The 15,154-nt window shown below is 71.0% G+C and carries 13 protein-coding genes; 3 read left to right on the top strand and 10 right to left on the bottom strand.

Annotated elements, in window-relative coordinates; all coding sequences use genetic code 11:
• Positions 1 to 45: 45 nt before the first annotated feature.
• The 7 genes from ACWGR4_RS19315 to uvrA form a co-directional block, all read right to left on the bottom strand.
• Positions 46 to 1,290, bottom strand: coding sequence for a GNAT family N-acetyltransferase (locus tag ACWGR4_RS19315; RefSeq protein ID WP_452133599.1), 1,245 nt, complete (start codon positions 1,288 to 1,290; stop codon positions 46 to 48).
• 186 nt (positions 1,291 to 1,476) lie between these two features.
• Entirely contained in the window at positions 1,477 to 2,457 is a 981-nt protein-coding gene (gene whiA, locus ACWGR4_RS19310; protein WP_020553580.1) for a DNA-binding protein WhiA, read from the bottom strand.
• Positions 2,448 to 3,413, bottom strand: coding sequence for a gluconeogenesis factor YvcK family protein (locus tag ACWGR4_RS19305; RefSeq protein WP_380011312.1), 966 nt, complete (start codon positions 3,411 to 3,413; stop codon positions 2,448 to 2,450). The genes whiA and ACWGR4_RS19305 overlap by 10 nt, the downstream gene beginning before the upstream one ends.
• Positions 3,410 to 4,303, bottom strand: coding sequence for an RNase adapter RapZ (gene rapZ, locus ACWGR4_RS19300; protein ID WP_380011315.1), 894 nt, complete (start codon positions 4,301 to 4,303; stop codon positions 3,410 to 3,412). Before rapZ ends, ACWGR4_RS19305 begins: the two co-directional genes overlap by 4 nt.
• 24 nt (positions 4,304 to 4,327) lie before the next feature.
• Positions 4,328 to 6,484 carry an excinuclease ABC subunit UvrC gene (gene uvrC, locus ACWGR4_RS19295; protein ID WP_452133600.1) on the bottom strand — a complete coding sequence of 719 codons (2,157 nt, stop codon included), beginning with the start codon at positions 6,482 to 6,484 and terminating at the stop codon, positions 4,328 to 4,330.
• A 39-nt stretch (positions 6,485 to 6,523) separates the two neighbouring features.
• On the bottom strand, positions 6,524 to 7,000 hold the full coding sequence (locus ACWGR4_RS19290) for a Rieske (2Fe-2S) protein (protein ID WP_380011321.1): 477 nt from the start codon (positions 6,998 to 7,000) through the stop codon (positions 6,524 to 6,526).
• A 104-nt stretch (positions 7,001 to 7,104) separates the two neighbouring features.
• Positions 7,105 to 9,951, bottom strand: a complete 2,847-nt coding sequence (gene uvrA, locus ACWGR4_RS19285) for an excinuclease ABC subunit UvrA (RefSeq protein WP_380011324.1) — start codon at positions 9,949 to 9,951, stop codon at positions 7,105 to 7,107.
• A gap of 417 nt (positions 9,952 to 10,368) precedes the next feature.
• Between uvrA and ACWGR4_RS19280 the strand changes: the two genes are divergently transcribed.
• On the top strand, positions 10,369 to 11,103 hold the full coding sequence (locus ACWGR4_RS19280; protein WP_452133579.1) for a maleylpyruvate isomerase family mycothiol-dependent enzyme: 735 nt from the start codon (positions 10,369 to 10,371) through the stop codon (positions 11,101 to 11,103).
• 45 nt (positions 11,104 to 11,148) lie between these two features.
• The gene (locus tag ACWGR4_RS19275) at positions 11,149 to 11,805 is read left to right on the top strand and encodes an MBL fold metallo-hydrolase (RefSeq protein WP_126641290.1); all 657 of its coding nucleotides are present in this window, start codon (positions 11,149 to 11,151) and stop codon (positions 11,803 to 11,805) included.
• Between the two features lie 25 nt (positions 11,806 to 11,830).
• On the opposite strand, the gene ACWGR4_RS19270 is transcribed toward ACWGR4_RS19275, so the two are convergent.
• On the bottom strand, positions 11,831 to 12,385 hold the full coding sequence (locus ACWGR4_RS19270) for a CGNR zinc finger domain-containing protein (RefSeq protein WP_380011330.1): 555 nt from the start codon (positions 12,383 to 12,385) through the stop codon (positions 11,831 to 11,833).
• A 125-nt stretch (positions 12,386 to 12,510) separates the two neighbouring features.
• Between ACWGR4_RS19270 and ACWGR4_RS19265 the strand changes: the two genes are divergently transcribed.
• Entirely contained in the window at positions 12,511 to 12,675 is a 165-nt protein-coding gene (locus ACWGR4_RS19265) for a hypothetical protein (RefSeq protein WP_380011333.1), read from the top strand.
• On the opposite strand, the gene ACWGR4_RS19260 is transcribed toward ACWGR4_RS19265, so the two are convergent.
• On the bottom strand, positions 12,672 to 13,661 hold the full coding sequence (locus ACWGR4_RS19260; protein ID WP_452133580.1) for a TerC/Alx family metal homeostasis membrane protein: 990 nt from the start codon (positions 13,659 to 13,661) through the stop codon (positions 12,672 to 12,674). The genes ACWGR4_RS19265 and ACWGR4_RS19260 overlap by 4 nt on opposite strands.
• A 166-nt stretch (positions 13,662 to 13,827) precedes the next feature.
• Entirely contained in the window at positions 13,828 to 14,484 is a 657-nt protein-coding gene (locus ACWGR4_RS19255) for a 3'-5' exonuclease (RefSeq protein WP_452133581.1), read from the bottom strand.
• Between the last annotated feature and the right edge of the window lie 670 nt (positions 14,485 to 15,154).

Genomic DNA, 15,154 nt, shown 5'->3' with positions numbered 1-15,154 from the left:
CGGTCATATTCGGTCGAAGCTACGCGCAAAGATTCCACGATGTGGTCAGAACCAGTCGGGGCACCATGGCTCGCGCGGCGTCCGCAACAATGCCTCGGCCCGCTCGGCGGCACCGGGTACCAATTCGGATATTCGCCCGGCCACGGCCAGCCGTACCGGCGACCCCGAACCCAGGTACAACGCGCCGAGCGTGGCCACGTCCAGGGACAGGTCGGCCGGCTCCCCGGTCGGCACACACGTGCCGCCGTCGAGTCCGCCGTCGATCGCGAACCGGCCGGCCGCGTACCCGAGATCGTCGGAGACCTCGACCACGAGCCGGTCCCGGGCGCCGTAGGTGCGCGCGGAGAACGCGGCCGGCGCGTCCAGGATCCGGGTCCAGACGAAGTCCCGGCGAGTCTGCGTGGTGATCGCCCGGGCGTCGGTGAGCAACATCGGCAGCAGTTCGTCGGGGCTGCGGTCGGCGGCCTCGATCTTCTCCACGTAGTCCACGCTCGCGCAGAACCGCCACAGCGCGAACTCGGCCGCCGGGGTCAGCGCCAGCAGCGCGTCCACGGTCAGCGTCACCTTGGGTACGAACTCGTCCCAGTGGTCGTCGGTGCGGTAGGAGACCAGGCCGGCGACCTTGCCGGACGGGTCGCGGTAGATCGCGTGGAAGCGGGGCGGCGCCGGGTTGGCGGGGGAGGGGTTCAGACCGGTGTAGTTGCCCCACCACAGCGCCGTGCGGCCGATCGCGCCCGCGCGCAGCCCGCGGAACTCCTCGTGCAGCGGCGGACCCAGCTCGGCCACCTCCTCGGGGGTGACCAGCTCGACCCGCCCGCCCTCCTCGACCGGCGCGTCGGGGACGAAGTCGGTGCGCAGCATGTCGAGCGTGAACTTCTGGTATTCGGTAGCCACGCCGAAGCCGAACCGCCCGTATATGCGGTACTCGGCGGCGATCAGGATGGCCAGCATCTCGCCGCGCGCGGCGGCGTCCGCCAGGTCGAGCCGCATCATCTCGGTCAGCAGTCCGCGCCGGCGGTGGGTGGGCGAGACGGTCACGTTGGTGATCGCCGACACCGGCACGATCGCGCCGCCGGGCACGGTCAGCCCGGTGGCGAAGCTGCGGAAGGTGCCCACACAACGATCTCCGTCGTAGGCCCCGCGCGTCCTGGCCAGGTCGGCCCGCTCGCGCCAGTGGGCCAACCGCTTCTCGCGGTTCTCCTTGGAGTCGTCGGGGACTCGGAGAAAGCCGACGCCGACGGCGGCGGTCCACGGGATGATCTCGTCTTCGTCGATCGTGCGGACGTCCACGGTGGTGGTTCCTTCCCTCGCGTGCGCGGCCTTCCCTCCGCGGCAACGGACGAAGGCGCCGATCCGGAGACCCTATGCCTCGCGGATCGACGCCTTCGAATGGTTTTGGCTCACGCGGCGGGGCCGCGTGCCGGACCCGCCGGTTCGCACCGCCCGTGCGGGTCGCGCGACCCGCCCCGGGATCGCTCAGGACACGAGTATGTCCACGGACAATCCGGCGTCGGTGCCGGGCATGCCCAGCTCGCCCGCGCGCTTGTCGGCCATCGCCAGCAGGCGGCGGATCCGACCCGCGACCGCGTCCTTGGTCAGCGGCGGCTCGGCCAGCCCGCCCAACTCCTCCAGGGACGCCTGCTTGTGGTCGAGCCGCAGCTTGCCGGCCGCCGCCAGGTGCTCCGGGACCTCCTCGCCCAGGATCTCCAACGCCCGCTGCACCCGTGCCCCCGCGGCCACCGCCGCCCGGGCCGAGCGGCGCAGGTTCGCGTCGTCGAAGTTGGCCAGCCGGTTCGCGGTGGCCCGCACCTCGCGGCGCATCCGCCGCTCCTCCCAGGCCAGCACACTCTCGTGCGCGCCGAGCCGGGTGAGCAGCGCACCGATCGCGTCGCCGTCGCGGACCACCACCCGGTCCACCCCGCGCACCTCGCGCGACTTGGCCGCCAGGCCCAGCCGACGGGCCGCGCCGACCAGGGCGAGCGCCGCCTCGGAGCCGGGGCAGGTCACCTCCAGGGCCGAGGAGCGGCCGGGTTCGGTAAGCGAGCCGTGGGCCAGGAACGCACCGCGCCAGGCAGCCTCCGCGTCGCACGTGGCACCCGAGACGACCTGGGGCGGCAGTCCGCGTACCGGTCGTCCGCGCGCGTCCAGCAGCCCGGTCTGGCGGGCCAGCTGATCGCCGCCGACCGCGACCCGGACCACGTAGCGGCTGCCGCGACGCAGCCCGCCGGGGGCCACCACGACCAGGTCCGAGCTGTGCCCGTATACCTCGAGGATGTCCTTGCGCAGCCGGCGCGCGGCCATCGCTGTGTCCAGCTCCGCCTCGATGACGATTCGCCCGCCCACGATGTGCAGTCCGCCCGCGAAGCGCAAGAGGGCGGAGACCTCCGCCTTGCGACAGCACGACCGGGTGACCGGGAGGCGGCTGAGCTCGTCCTTCACTGCTGCCGTCATCGCCATGGAGCGATCCTTTCACGATCGACGAAGATCCGGCCGTAGGCCGAGGCCAACCGTTCGGGGTCGTGTCGCGGCGAGCCGTCGACCGCCGACACGGGGGCCAGATGGATGTGTCCACCGAGCGCCGCCGTGGCCCGTTCCAGGCCCGGTACGTCCTCCACACGGTCGCGGTCGCCGAGGACGATGTCAAAGGTCAGCCCCGGGGCGTGCGCGGCCAGTACCTCCAGGTGCTGCTGCGGCGAGAAACCCGCCGTCTCGCCCGGTTGCGGGGCCAGATTCAGCGCCAGCAACCGCCTGGCCTTGGTCTCCACCAGCGCCGCCGCCAACTCGGGAACGAGCAGGTGGGGCAGCACCGAGGTGAACCACGAACCGGGCCCGACAACCACCCAATCGGCGTCACGGACCGCCGCGACCGCCTCGGGCACCGCCGGCGGATCGGCCGGGAGCAGCCGGATCCCGCGCACGTCGCCCGGGGTGACCGCGACCTGCGCCTGCCCGCGCACCGTGGACACCCGCTCCGGGTGGGCCGGGTCGTGCCCGGCGACGTCGGCCTCGATGTCGAGCGGGACCGCCGACATCGGCAACACCCGCCCGTGCGCGCCGAGGAGGCGGCCCATCCAGTCCAGCGCCGCGATCGGGTCGTCCATCAGTTCCCACAGGCCGACCAGGAGCAGGTTGCCGACCGCGTGCCCGTTCAACTCGCCCTCGCGGCGGAACCGGTGCTGGATGACCCGACTCCAGGTCACCCCCCACTCGTCGTCGCCGCACAGCGCGGCCAGCGCCATCCGCAGATCGCCCGGCGGCAATACGCCCAGGTCCTTGCGCAGCCGCCCGCTGGAGCCGCCGTCGTCGGCGACCGTGACGATCGCCGTCAGGTCGTCGGTGAGCCGGCGCAGCGCCGCCAGCGAGGCGGAGAGCCCGTGTCCGCCGCCCAGGGCGACCACCTTGGGGCCGCTCATTCCCTGCCCATGTCGCGGTGCACGAGCACGGTGTCCAGGCCGTCCTCGGTGAGCCGGCGGGCGAGGCGCTCGGCCATCGCAACGCTGCGGTGCTTGCCGCCGGTGCAGCCCACCGCGAGCGTGACGTAGCGCTTGCCCTCGCGCCGGTAGCCCTCGGTGACGATGTGCAGCAGCTCGGCGTAGCGGTCCAGGAACTCCTTCGCGCCGGGCTGGTCGAACACGTAGCGGCTGACCGCCTCGTCCATGCCGGTGTGTGGGCGCAGCTCCGGGATCCAGTGCGGGTTGGGCAGGAAGCGGCAGTCGACCACCAGATCGGCGTCCACGGGCAGGCCGTACTTGAAGCCGAAGGACATCACCGTGGCGCGCAGCTGCGGCTCGCCGGAGCCGGCGAACCGGTCGTCCATCCGGGCCCGCAGCTGGTGCACGTTCAGGTCGGAGGTGTCGATCACCAGGTCGGCCTCGCCGCGCAGCTCGCGCAGCAGTTCGCGCTCGCGGGCGATGCCGTCGGGGATGCGGCCGTCGTCCTGGAGCGGGTGCGGCCGGCGGACCCCCTCGAAGCGGCGCACCAGCACGTCGTCGGAGGCCTCCAGGAAGACGATCCGACGCACCACACCGGACGCGTCCAGCTCACCGAGCGCGGAGCGCAGGTCGTCGAAGAAGGTACGGCCGCGCACGTCGACGACGACCGCTATCCGCGCGACCGCCCCTTGCGTACGGGCCCCGAGGTCGACCATGGCGGGGATCAGCGACGGCGGCAGGTTGTCCACCACGAACCAGCCGAGGTCCTCCATGCCCTTGGCGGCGGTGCTGCGACCGGCGCCGGACATGCCGGAGATGATCACCAGCTCCGGGGTGCCCTCGACCTCGTCGTTCGTGTTCTCGGTACTCATGCGTCCCCCCGGTGCGTGCCGCACCTACGGCTGGGCGAGTTCAACGCTTCCTCCTGCTGGTTCCTGCCTCGGGGGTGCAACCGGGACCGCCTCGTCCGTCGCGCCGACACCGTCGTCGGCGCCGCCTTCGCCGCCGTCGTCGACCTCGGCACCGCTACCGGCGTCGATGCCGCCGGCGGCGTCGTCGTCTTCCATGATCTCGCCTGTGGCGGTGTTCACGGCGGGAGCCGCGGGCGCCCGCGTGGCGAGCGCCGCCACGATCGCCGCCGCGGTGGCCCGACCGATGCCGGGCACCTCGGTGATCTGTTCGATCCGGGCCGCGCGCAGGCGCTTGAGCGAGCCGAAGTGCGCGAGGACCGCCTTGCGCCGGGTCTCGCCCAGGCCCGGGATGTCGTCCAGCGCGCTCGCCGTCATCGCCTTGGAGCGTTTGGCGCGGTGGTAGGTGATCGCGAAGCGGTGTGCCTCGTCGCGGATGCGCTGGAGCATCAGCAGCGCCTCGCCGCTGCTGCGCGGGAGCACGATGGGGTCGTCCTCCCCCGGGACCCAGACCTCTTCGAGCCGCTTGGCCAGGCCGCACACGGTCACGTCCACCACGCCGGCCTCCTCCAGGGCCCGCATCGCGGCGGCGACCTGGGGTTGCCCGCCGTCGACCACGACCAGCTGCGGCGGATACGCGAACCGCTTCGGCTTGCCGGTCTCGGGGTCGATCGGCCCGGTGTGCTCCGCGCCGTCGGCGCCCTGCGCGTCCGTCGCCTCCGCCGCGGCATCGCCGGCCGCGTCCCGCGCGAGGTCGGACTTGTACCGCCGAAAACGCCGGGTCAGCACCTCGTGCATCGCGCGCGGGTCGTCCTGGCCCTCGAAGGTCTTGATCGCGAAGCGCCGGTACTCGCTCTTGCGCGGCAGCCCGTCCTCGAAGACCACCATCGAGGCGACCACCTCGGTGCCCTGCAGGTGCGAGATGTCGTAACACTCGATGCGCAGCGGCGCGGTGTCCATCTCCAGTGCCTCGGCCAGCTGTTGCAGCGCCAGCGAGCGGGCGGTCAGATCGCCCGCCCGGCGCAGCTTGTGCAGGTTCAGCGCCTGGGCGGCGTTGCGTTGCACGGTCTCCTGGAGCGACTTCTTGTCGCCGCGCTGCGGCACCCGCAATTCGACCTTGGCGCCGCGCAGTTCGCACAACCATTCGCTCAGGGCGGCGGTGTCGGCGGGCAGGGCGGGCACCAGCACCTCGCGCGGCACCGCCTCGCCGCGCTGTTCGCCGTAGAGCTGCTGGAGGAAGTGCTCGACGAGGTCGGCGGTGTCCACGTCCTCGACCCGCTCGGTGACCCAGCCGCGTTGGCCGCGCACCCGGCCGCCGCGCACGTGGAAGATCTGGACGGCGACCTCGAGTTCGTCCTCGGCGAGGGCGATCACGTCGGCGTCGGTGCCGTCGCCGAAGACGATCGCGTTCTTCTCCAGGGCGCGGGTGAGCGCGGCCAGGTCGTCGCGCAGCCGGGCCGCCTTCTCGTATTCCATCGCCTGCGCGGCCTGCTTCATCTCGCGCTCGACGCGCTTGACGTAGGGCCCGGTGCGGCCGGCCATGAACTCGCAGAAGTCCTCGGCCAGCGCGCGGTGGTCCTCGGCGGAGATCTTGCCGGTGCACGGCGCCGCGCACTTGCCGATGTAGCCCAGCAGACAGGGCCGGCCCACCCGGCGGGCGTTCTTGAACACCCCGGCCGAGCAGGTGCGTACCGGGAAAACCCGAAGGAGCAGGTCGAGCGTCTCGCGGATGGCCCACGCGTGCCCGTACGGTCCGAAGTAGCGCACGCCCTTGCGGTGCGGACCGCGCATCACCTGGGCGCGCGGGAACTCCTCGTTCAGCGTCACCGCGAGCGAGGGATAACTCTTGTCGTCGCGGTACTTGACGTTGAAGCGGGGGTCGAATTCCTTGATCCAGGAGTATTCGAGCTGGAGCGCCTCGACCTCGGTGCCGACCACGGTCCAGTCCACCGAGGCGGCGGTGGTGACCATGGTCTGGGTGCGCGGGTGCAGGTTGGCCAGGTCCTGGAAGTAGGACGAGAGCCGGGCGCGCAGGTTCTTCGCCTTGCCGACGTAGACCACGCGCCGGTGCTCGTCGCTGAACCGGTACACACCGGGCGACGTCGGGATCTGGCCGGGCGCGGGCCGGTACGACGACGGGTCCATTTCTCCACCCTATGTGCTGGCTCCAACAGATTTTCGCGGTCAACCCACCACGATCTCGCCGTTCGCGACGGTGACCGGCAGCGGCGTCAGACCGCGCTTGGCGGGTCGGCGCACGACCGAACCGTCGTTCATCGAGAACTGGCTGCCGTGGCACTGGCACTGGATGACACCCTGGTCGACCTTGGTGACCAGACAGCCCTGGTGCGGACAACGGGCGTCGAACGCTTTGTAATCGTCCTTGGCCGGCTGGGTGACCACGATCGAGGTGTCGGTGTAGACCTTGCCCTTGCCGACCACCACGTCGTCGGCCCGGCCCACCGTGACCGGACCGTCGAGCAGCTTCTTCTCGTGCGGCGTCGCGGGCTGGTTGTCCGTCGCGCAGGCGGTCACGGCCGCACCGGCAACGCCGACCGCGCCCACCACCGCGGCGCCGCGCAGCAGCGTGCGCCGATCCGGTCCGGTCCCGCCCGCGGTGTCGGACGGGTGCTCGGGCCGGGGCTGGTGCTGCGCGGTCATGCGGGATCTCCTTGTGAACGGGTGACGCCGGTGGCGCGGCCGGACGTCGGCCGCGCCACCGTGAGGCCGGTCAATCCTCGCACCCGGCCCCTGCGCCACTCGCGTCAGCGTCGGTCGTACAGCACGTCCTGGAGGAACTTGCCGGTGTGGCTGCCCGCCACCTCGGCGACCTCCTCGGGGGTGCCCTCGGCGATGACGAGACCGCCGCCGCTGCCGCCCTCGGGGCCGAGGTCGACGACCCAGTCGGCGGTCTTGATCACGTCGAGGTTGTGCTCGATCACGATCACCGTGTTGCCCTTGTCGACCAGGCTGGTCAGCACGCCGAGCAGCCGGCTGATGTCCTCGAAGTGCAGACCCGTGGTCGGCTCGTCGAGGACGTAGACCGTCTTGCCGCTGGAGCGGCGCTGCAGCTCGGAGGCCAGCTTGACGCGCTGCGCCTCGCCGCCGGAGAGCGTGGTGGCGGGCTGGCCCAGACGCACGTAGCCCAGGCCGACGTCGTTGAGCGTGCGCAGGTGCCGAGCGATCGCGGGGACCGCCTCGAAGAAGGCCAGGGCCTCCTCGATCGGCATGTCCAGCACCTCGGAGATGTTCTTGCCCTTGAAGTGCACCTCCAGGGTCTCCCGGTTGTAGCGCGCGCCGTGGCAGACCTCGCACGGCACGTATACGTCGGGGAGGAAGTTCATCTCGATCTTGATCGTGCCGTCGCCCGCGCAGTTCTCGCAGCGACCGCCCTTGACGTTGAACGAGAACCGGCCCGGGAGGTAGCCGCGCACCTTGGCCTCGGTGGTCTCCGCGAACAGCTTGCGCATGTGGTCGAACACGCCGGTGTAGGTGGCCGGGTTGGAGCGCGGGGTGCGCCCGATCGGCCCCTGGTCGACGTGCACGACCTTGTCCACCAGGTCGGTGCCGGTGATCCGGGTGTGCCGGCCCGGCACGCTGCGCGCGCCGTTGAGCTCGCGCGCCAGGTGGGTGTACAGGATGTCGTTGACCAGGGTCGACTTGCCCGAGCCGGAGACGCCGGTGACCGCGGTGAGCACGCCGAGGGGGAAGCCCACGGCGACGTCGCGCAGGTTGTTCTCCCGGGCGCCGTGCACCACCAGCCGGCGCTTCTTGTCCGGTACCCGGCGCTCGGTCGGGGTGGGGATCGACCTGCGGCCGGAGAGGTAGTCGCCGGTGGCCGAACGTTTGTTCTTGAGCAGGTCCTTGTAGGTGCCCGAGTGCACCACCTCGCCGCCGTGCTCACCGGCGCCCGGGCCGATGTCGACGACCCAGTCGGCGACCCGGATGGTGTCCTCGTCGTGCTCGACCACGATCAGCGTGTTGCCCATGTCGCGCAGCCGGACCAGGGTCTCGATCAGCCGGTGGTTGTCGCGCTGGTGCAGGCCGATGGAGGGCTCGTCGAGTACGTAGAGCACGCCGACCAGACCCGAGCCGATCTGGGTGGCGAGCCGGATGCGCTGCGCCTCGCCGCCGGACAGAGTGGCCGCGGGGCGGCTGAGCGAGAGGTATTCCAGGCCCACGTCGATCAGGAAGCGCAGCCGCTCGTTGACCTCCTTGAGCACCCGCTCGGCGATCTTCTTCTCCCGCGCCACCAGCTTGATCCGGCTCAGGAACTCGGCGCAGTCGCTGATCGACATGCCAGCCACGTCGGCGATGGACTTGTCGGCGATGGTCACCGCGAGCACGATCGGCTTGAGCCGGGCGCCGTGGCAGGTGGCACACGGCACCTCGCGCATGAAGCCCTCGAAGCGCTCGCGACTGACGTCGGTCTCCGCCTCGGAGTGCCGGCGCACGATGTAGGGCAGCGCGCCCTCGAACGAGGTGTAGTAGGAGCGCTCGCGCCCGTAGCGGTTGCGGTACTTGACGTGGATCTGCGTCTTGTGGCCGTTGAGCAGCGCCTTCTTGGCCCGCTGCGGCAGCCCGTCCCAGGGGATGTCGGTCCGAAAGCCCATCTCCTCGGCGAGCGAGGAGACCAACCGGCCGAAGTATTCCGACGCGTGTCCGACGTTCCACGGTGCGAGCGCGCCCTCGTCGAGCGACTTCTGCCCGTCGGGCACGACCAGCTCGGGGTCGACCTCCATGCGGGTGCCGATGCCGGTGCAGTCGGGGCAGGCGCCGAACGGCGAGTTGAACGAGAACGAGCGCGGCTCCAGCTCCTCGAACGACAGGTCGTCGTAGGGGCAGTAGAGGTGCTCGGAGAACATGCGCTCGCGGTGCGCGTCGTCCTCGGGCAGGTCGACGAAGTCCAGGATGACCATGCCGGAGCCGAGCGCGAGGGCGGTCTCCACCGAGTCGGTCAACCGGCGCTTGGCGGAGGACTTCACGGTGAGGCGGTCGATGACCACCTCGATCGTGTGCTTCTCCTGCTTCTTCAGCTTGGGCGGGTCGGTGAGCTGGATCACCGTGCCGTCCACCCGGGCCCGGCTGTAGCCCTTGGACTGGAGTTCGGCGAACAGGTCGACGAACTCGCCCTTGCGCTCGCGCACGATCGGCGAGAGCACCTGGAAGCGGGTGCCCTCCTCCAGCTCCAGGACCCGGTCGACCACCTGCTGCGGGCTCTGCCGGGCGATCGGCCGGGAGCACTCGGGACAGTGCGGGTGGCCGATCCGGGCGTAGAGCAGGCGCAGGTAGTCGTAGACCTCGGTGATGGTGCCGACCGTGGAGCGGGGGTTGCGGTTCGTCGACTTCTGGTCGATCGAGACCGCGGGCGACAGGCCCTCGATGAAGTCGACGTCGGGCTTGTCCATCTGCCCGAGGAACTGGCGCGCGTAGGACGACAGCGACTCGACGTAGCGGCGCTGTCCCTCCGCGAAGATCGTGTCGAAGGCGAGGGAGGACTTGCCGGACCCGGACAGGCCGGTGAAGACGATGAGTGAGTCGCGCGGAAGGTCGAGGGAGACGTCCTTGAGGTTGTGCTCGCGCGCGCCACGGACGATGAGACGGTCGGCCACTTGAGAATCGAAACCCTTCGACGACATGCCGCTGCGGCTGAATGGTGTCGAGCTGAACGGAAGCCGATCAGAGGCTGATCGGTACGCGTCGACAGTGCGGATCGAGGATGCGGACCCGGGGGGCGGTCGCAGTCGAGGTCACGCCGGTGGTGACGTTCTGCGGCCCCGGATCGTTACGTCCTCGCGCCATCGTAAGCAGCCGCGGGCAGGTGTTTGTTCCCCTTTGAGGCGCCAGGCTATCGCACATTCATTCGAACAAAACTTCTTCGGGCCCTTCTTCACCCGATCGTGTGAAGCCCCGGCCCGGGCACTCGGGCCTGCCCGCCGCACTAAGCTGCAACATCACAGACCTCCGTCGCATCGGGACCCGTCTCGTTCCGCGAATCCGCGGCGGAGGGCGATCCGGGGGAGGTAAACGTGACCACGGACGGGTTCGAGCCGGCCGCGATGCTCGCGGAGATCAACGAGGCGACCGCTCAGGTCCTGGCGAGCGCGGAACGACTGTCGGCCGAGCACCTGGCCGGCCCGTCGCTGCTGCCCGGATGGAGCCGGGGCCATGTGCTGACCCATCTGGCCCGCAACGCGGACGCCCTGACCAACCTGCTGAACTGGGCGCGGACCGGGATACCCACCCCGATGTACCCGCCGGGCGACGCCCGCGACCGGGCCATCGAGGAGGGCGCCGGCCGGCCGCCGCGGGAGCAGCTGACCGACCTGTACGACGCCTCGGGCCGGTTCGCCCAGGCGTTCACGGCGATGACGCCGACCGCGTGGGGCGCCAAGGTGACCGCGCGCAACGCCGGCGAGATCGCCGCGACGACGCTGCCCGCCAAGCGGCTGCGCGAGTTGTACATCCACCACGTCGACCTGGACGCGGGCTGGACGCCGGCGCACTGGCCGACCGAGTACGCCGACCGCGAGCTGAACGAGGTGGCGGCGTCCTTCCGCGGCCGGCCGGACTGCCCGCCGCTGCTGCTGCGCGACGACATCACCCACCGCGAGCTGCTGATCGGCCCGGAGGGCGTGGCCCCCGCCGCGGTCGTCTCGGGCCGCCGCCAGTCGCTGCTCGCCTGGCTGATCGGCCGCGCCAACGGCGACGGGTTGAGCGTCGAGCCGGCCGGCCCCCTGCCGACACCGCCCGCCTGGATGTAGCCCGCCGGTAGCCGAGAGGGCGCGCGGCCGGGGAGGATGGCCCGCATGACGTATCACGGATCCGTGAAGGTCGGCGGCGCCCCGGCCGTGCGCGAGCTGGCCGAGCTGATGATCACCAAGGTGGCCGTCGGGCCCTACGACAACGACGCCTACCTGCTGCGCTGTCGCGCCACCGATGAGCAGTTGCTGATCGACGCGGCCAACGACGCGGGCACGCTGATCACCCTGGTGGGCGACGGCGGCCTGGCCAAGGTGGTCACCACCCATCGGCACCAGGACCACTGGCAGGCGCTGGCCGAGGTGGTCGCGCACACCGGGGCCACCACGCTCGCGGGGCGCGCCGACGCCGAGGCCATCCCGGTGCCCAGCGACGTGCTCCTGGACGACGGCGACACGGTCGCGTTCGGGGCGATCGAGCTGCGGGCCATCCACCTGGTGGGGCACACCGAGGGCAGCGTGGCGCTGCTGTACGACGACCCCAAGGGGCACCCGCACCTGTTCACCGGCGACTGCCTGTTCCCGGGTGGGGTGGGCAACACCTTCGGCGATCCCGCCGCCTTCGACCACCTGATCGACGACGTCGAGCACAAGTTGTTCGACGTGCTCCCCGACGAGACCTGGGTCTACCCGGGCCACGGCAACGACACCACGCTGGGCGCGGAGCGCCCCAACCTCGCCGAATGGCGCGCCCGCCGCTGGTAGCGGATCCGCGGGGCGCCGGGCCGGTTCAGACCCGTCCGGCGCCCTCGGCGGCCCGCCGCCTGGCCCGGTGCGCCGCCACGTTCGCCCGGTTGGCGCAGGTGTCCGAGCAGTAGCGCTTGCGACCGTTGCGCGAGGTGTCCGCGAACACGCGGTCGCAGGCCGCCGCCGCGCACACCCCGGAGCGGCCGAGCCCGTAGTCGGCCACCAGGTTGGCCAGCCCCAGTGCGGTGCTGATCCGGATGCGCTGGACGAACGGCACCCCCGACGGCGCGTGGTGCAGGTGCAGCCCATACCCGTGATCCACCAGCCGAGGTCGCGACTCGACCCGCTCCAGCAGGCCGTTCACGTGCGCCACGGCGGCCTCCAGATCACCGAGCACGAAGAACGCGCGCAGCTCCCGCGCCCAGGCGAGCAACGGTTCGAGCGCGCTCTCGTCCAGGTCGGCGACCAGATACGAGAACGGCCTCAGCACATCGCGCGCGGACTGCACGTCCGGCGCCGCGCCCTCCTCGCCGGTCCACGCGTTGACCATCGCGACGGCAGCGCCGACCCCGTCACTGCGGTAACCGTTGACTTCCATTGAACCCTTACCTAGGCTGCGAACTATGTAAGGAGCTACACCAGCACACCTATTACCCTAGTGAACATGGGGGCAACGCGATGTCTTCCCGGTGCGACGCCTGCGGGCGGATCGAGGATCCGCGTATGACCGTACTGTCCCGGCACCTCACATCCCAGGGCGAAGTCGTCTACACCCGCTGCCTGTGCGGCAGCGTCGGCGTACGACTGCGGCCGGGCCCGGACGCACGGCGGCCCCCGCACGAGATCGTCCTCGCGCAGGGGCCGCCGGCCGTACCGCTTCCGGGTTAGACGCTCGCGTCCCGGTCCGCCTTCGCGGCCGCCTCGGCCGCCGCCCGCTCGTCCTTCTTCGTCTTGCGCAGACTCAGCACCGTGGTCACCGCCAGGGTCGCCACGATCACGCCGAGCGAGAACGGGATGCCGATCTCCGGCACGTGCACGCCCTCGCCGTGCAGCGCCTCGAAGATCAGCTTGACCCCGATGAAGCCCAGGATCACCGACAGGCCGTACGACAGGTAGACCAGCTTCTTCAGCAGTCCGCCGATCAGGAAGTAGAGCTGGCGCAGCCCCATCAGGGCGAACGCGTTCGCCGTGAAGACGATGTACGGCTCCTTGGTGAGGCCGAAGATCGCCGGGATCGAGTCGAGCGCGAACAGCACGTCGGTGGTGCCGACGGCGATCATCACGATCAGCATCGGCGTGACCAGCCGCTTGCCGTTCTCGCGCACCACCAGCTTCATGTCGCGGTAGCCGTCGGTGGTCGGCAGCACCTTCTCGACCTTGCGCAGGAGGGCGTTCTCCTCGAACTCCTCCTCCTCGTCCGACTGCGCCTCCTTGATCAGCTTCCATGCGGTCCAGATCAGGAACGCGCCGAAGATGAAGAAGACCCACGAGAACGCGGCGACCACGGCGGCGCCGGCGGCGATGAAGGCGCCGCGCAGCACGAGCGCGAGCAGCACACCCACCAGCAGCACCCGCTGCTGGTACTGCGGCGGCACCGCGAACTTGCCCATGATCAGCACGAACACGAACAGGTTGTCGACGCTCAGCGACTTCTCGGTGATGAAGCCCGCGAAGAACTCGCCGCCGGGCTCGGCACCGGCGAAGACCGTCAGGCCGATGCCGAACAGCACGGCGAGGCCGACCCAGAAGATGCCCCACAGGGACGCCTCCTTGAGGGTCACCTCGTGGGGTTTGCGGTTGATGAACAGATCGACTGCCACCAGTGCCAGCAGCACGACGATGGTCAGGATCCAGGCAACGGGTGAAACGTCCACTGCGCCTCCGGCAGACGTGGGGGGTCGCGTCATCGCCGGAGGGGGGTCTGTACCCCTCCGATTGCCTCCAGGATGCCAGAAGGTAAAGGAAACACCAAGCGATCCTTTGCCAAATCCTGGTGACAGGGCGCTCGGTGATCCCTGTGTCGGGCTGCCCGGATACCCGTCACCGGGCGGGCGCGAACCCCCGGCGCGGCTTGAGCACGGGCGCGTGCAGGGTCTCGGGGGCACGGGCCGGCGGCACCGGCAGACCCAGGCTGCGGGTACCGAGGCCGGCGAGGAGCAGCGGCAGCAGGCGGGCGGTGACCCGGGCATCGGCCAGGGCCGCGTGCGCGTCGGGGAAGGTCAGCCCGAAGTGGGCGCAGCAGGTGCCGAGCTTGTGGTCGGCCAGCGGCAGGCCGGACGCCTTGGCCAGCCGCATCGTGCACAGCGCGGGCAGGGTGGGCGGGGCCAGGCCGGCGGCGACGAACTCGGCCTCCAGGAAACGCTGCTCGAAGGAAGCGTTGTGGGCGACGACGACCGCGCCCGCGAGCAGGCCGGCCAACTCGGTGGCGATCTGCGCGAAACGGGGCGCGCCCACCACGTCGGCGGCGGTGATCCGGTGCACGTGGCTCGCGCCCACCGACCGCCCCGGATCGAGCAGCGTGGTCCACTCCCGCAGCACCTCACCGGTGCCGCGCATCCGCACGACGCCGATCTCCACGATCCGATCCCCACGAGCGGGCGAGAACCCGGTCGTCTCCAGATCGACAACCGCGAACTCGGTCCGCGCAACCTCGGCGGCCACCCCGAGCATCCGCACCGGATCGGCATAGGCGAACAAGGCGACAACCTTTCCCCAGGCCGCCTCGATCACGACCGACGGCCCGAGAGTCTACGACCCCAGGCCCCCGCTTCCCGCCCCTTTCCCCCCAACTCCCCCAAACCGACGACCCTTCCCAGTCCACCACCGACCCGGCCGGCCGATCTCGACTGAGCCGCAGCATGGTGCGCGCCCACCCGGATCACCCCCAAACACCCGACCGGCGCAGCGATTTCGGGCACCCGAGCACCACGCCTGGCAGCCTGGTAGCCACCCCCGCCAGGGTTGTCCTCAAACGCCGAACGGGCCGGCTGCTTTCCGAATGCCCCGACCACCGGAAGCCGCAGCTGGACGGCGACCCACGCGGGATCGTCCTCAAACGCCGGACAGATTGAGCAATTCGGGCACCCCGACCGCCGAAGGCTGCGGCGCGATGTCGGCCTGCTGCCGGGCGTCCTCAACCCCGAACGCGCCGGCCGGTTGTCGGATGCCCCAACCACCGAATCCCGCAGCCGGACGGCGACCCACCCGGGGCGTCCCCGAACGCCGGACCGGCCGGGTGGGATCGTCCACCCCCAAGCGCCGGAGGCCGCGGCTTGGTCATGGCTCACCCGCGATCGTCCTCAACCGCCGGACGGGCTGGATGCTTTGGGCACCCGGCCTGCCCGGGGTCGTCCTCGGACGCCGGACC

It is taken from the genome of Embleya sp. NPDC055664 (genome assembly GCF_053618075.1).
This window is presented reverse-complemented; position numbering and strand designations above follow the sequence as displayed.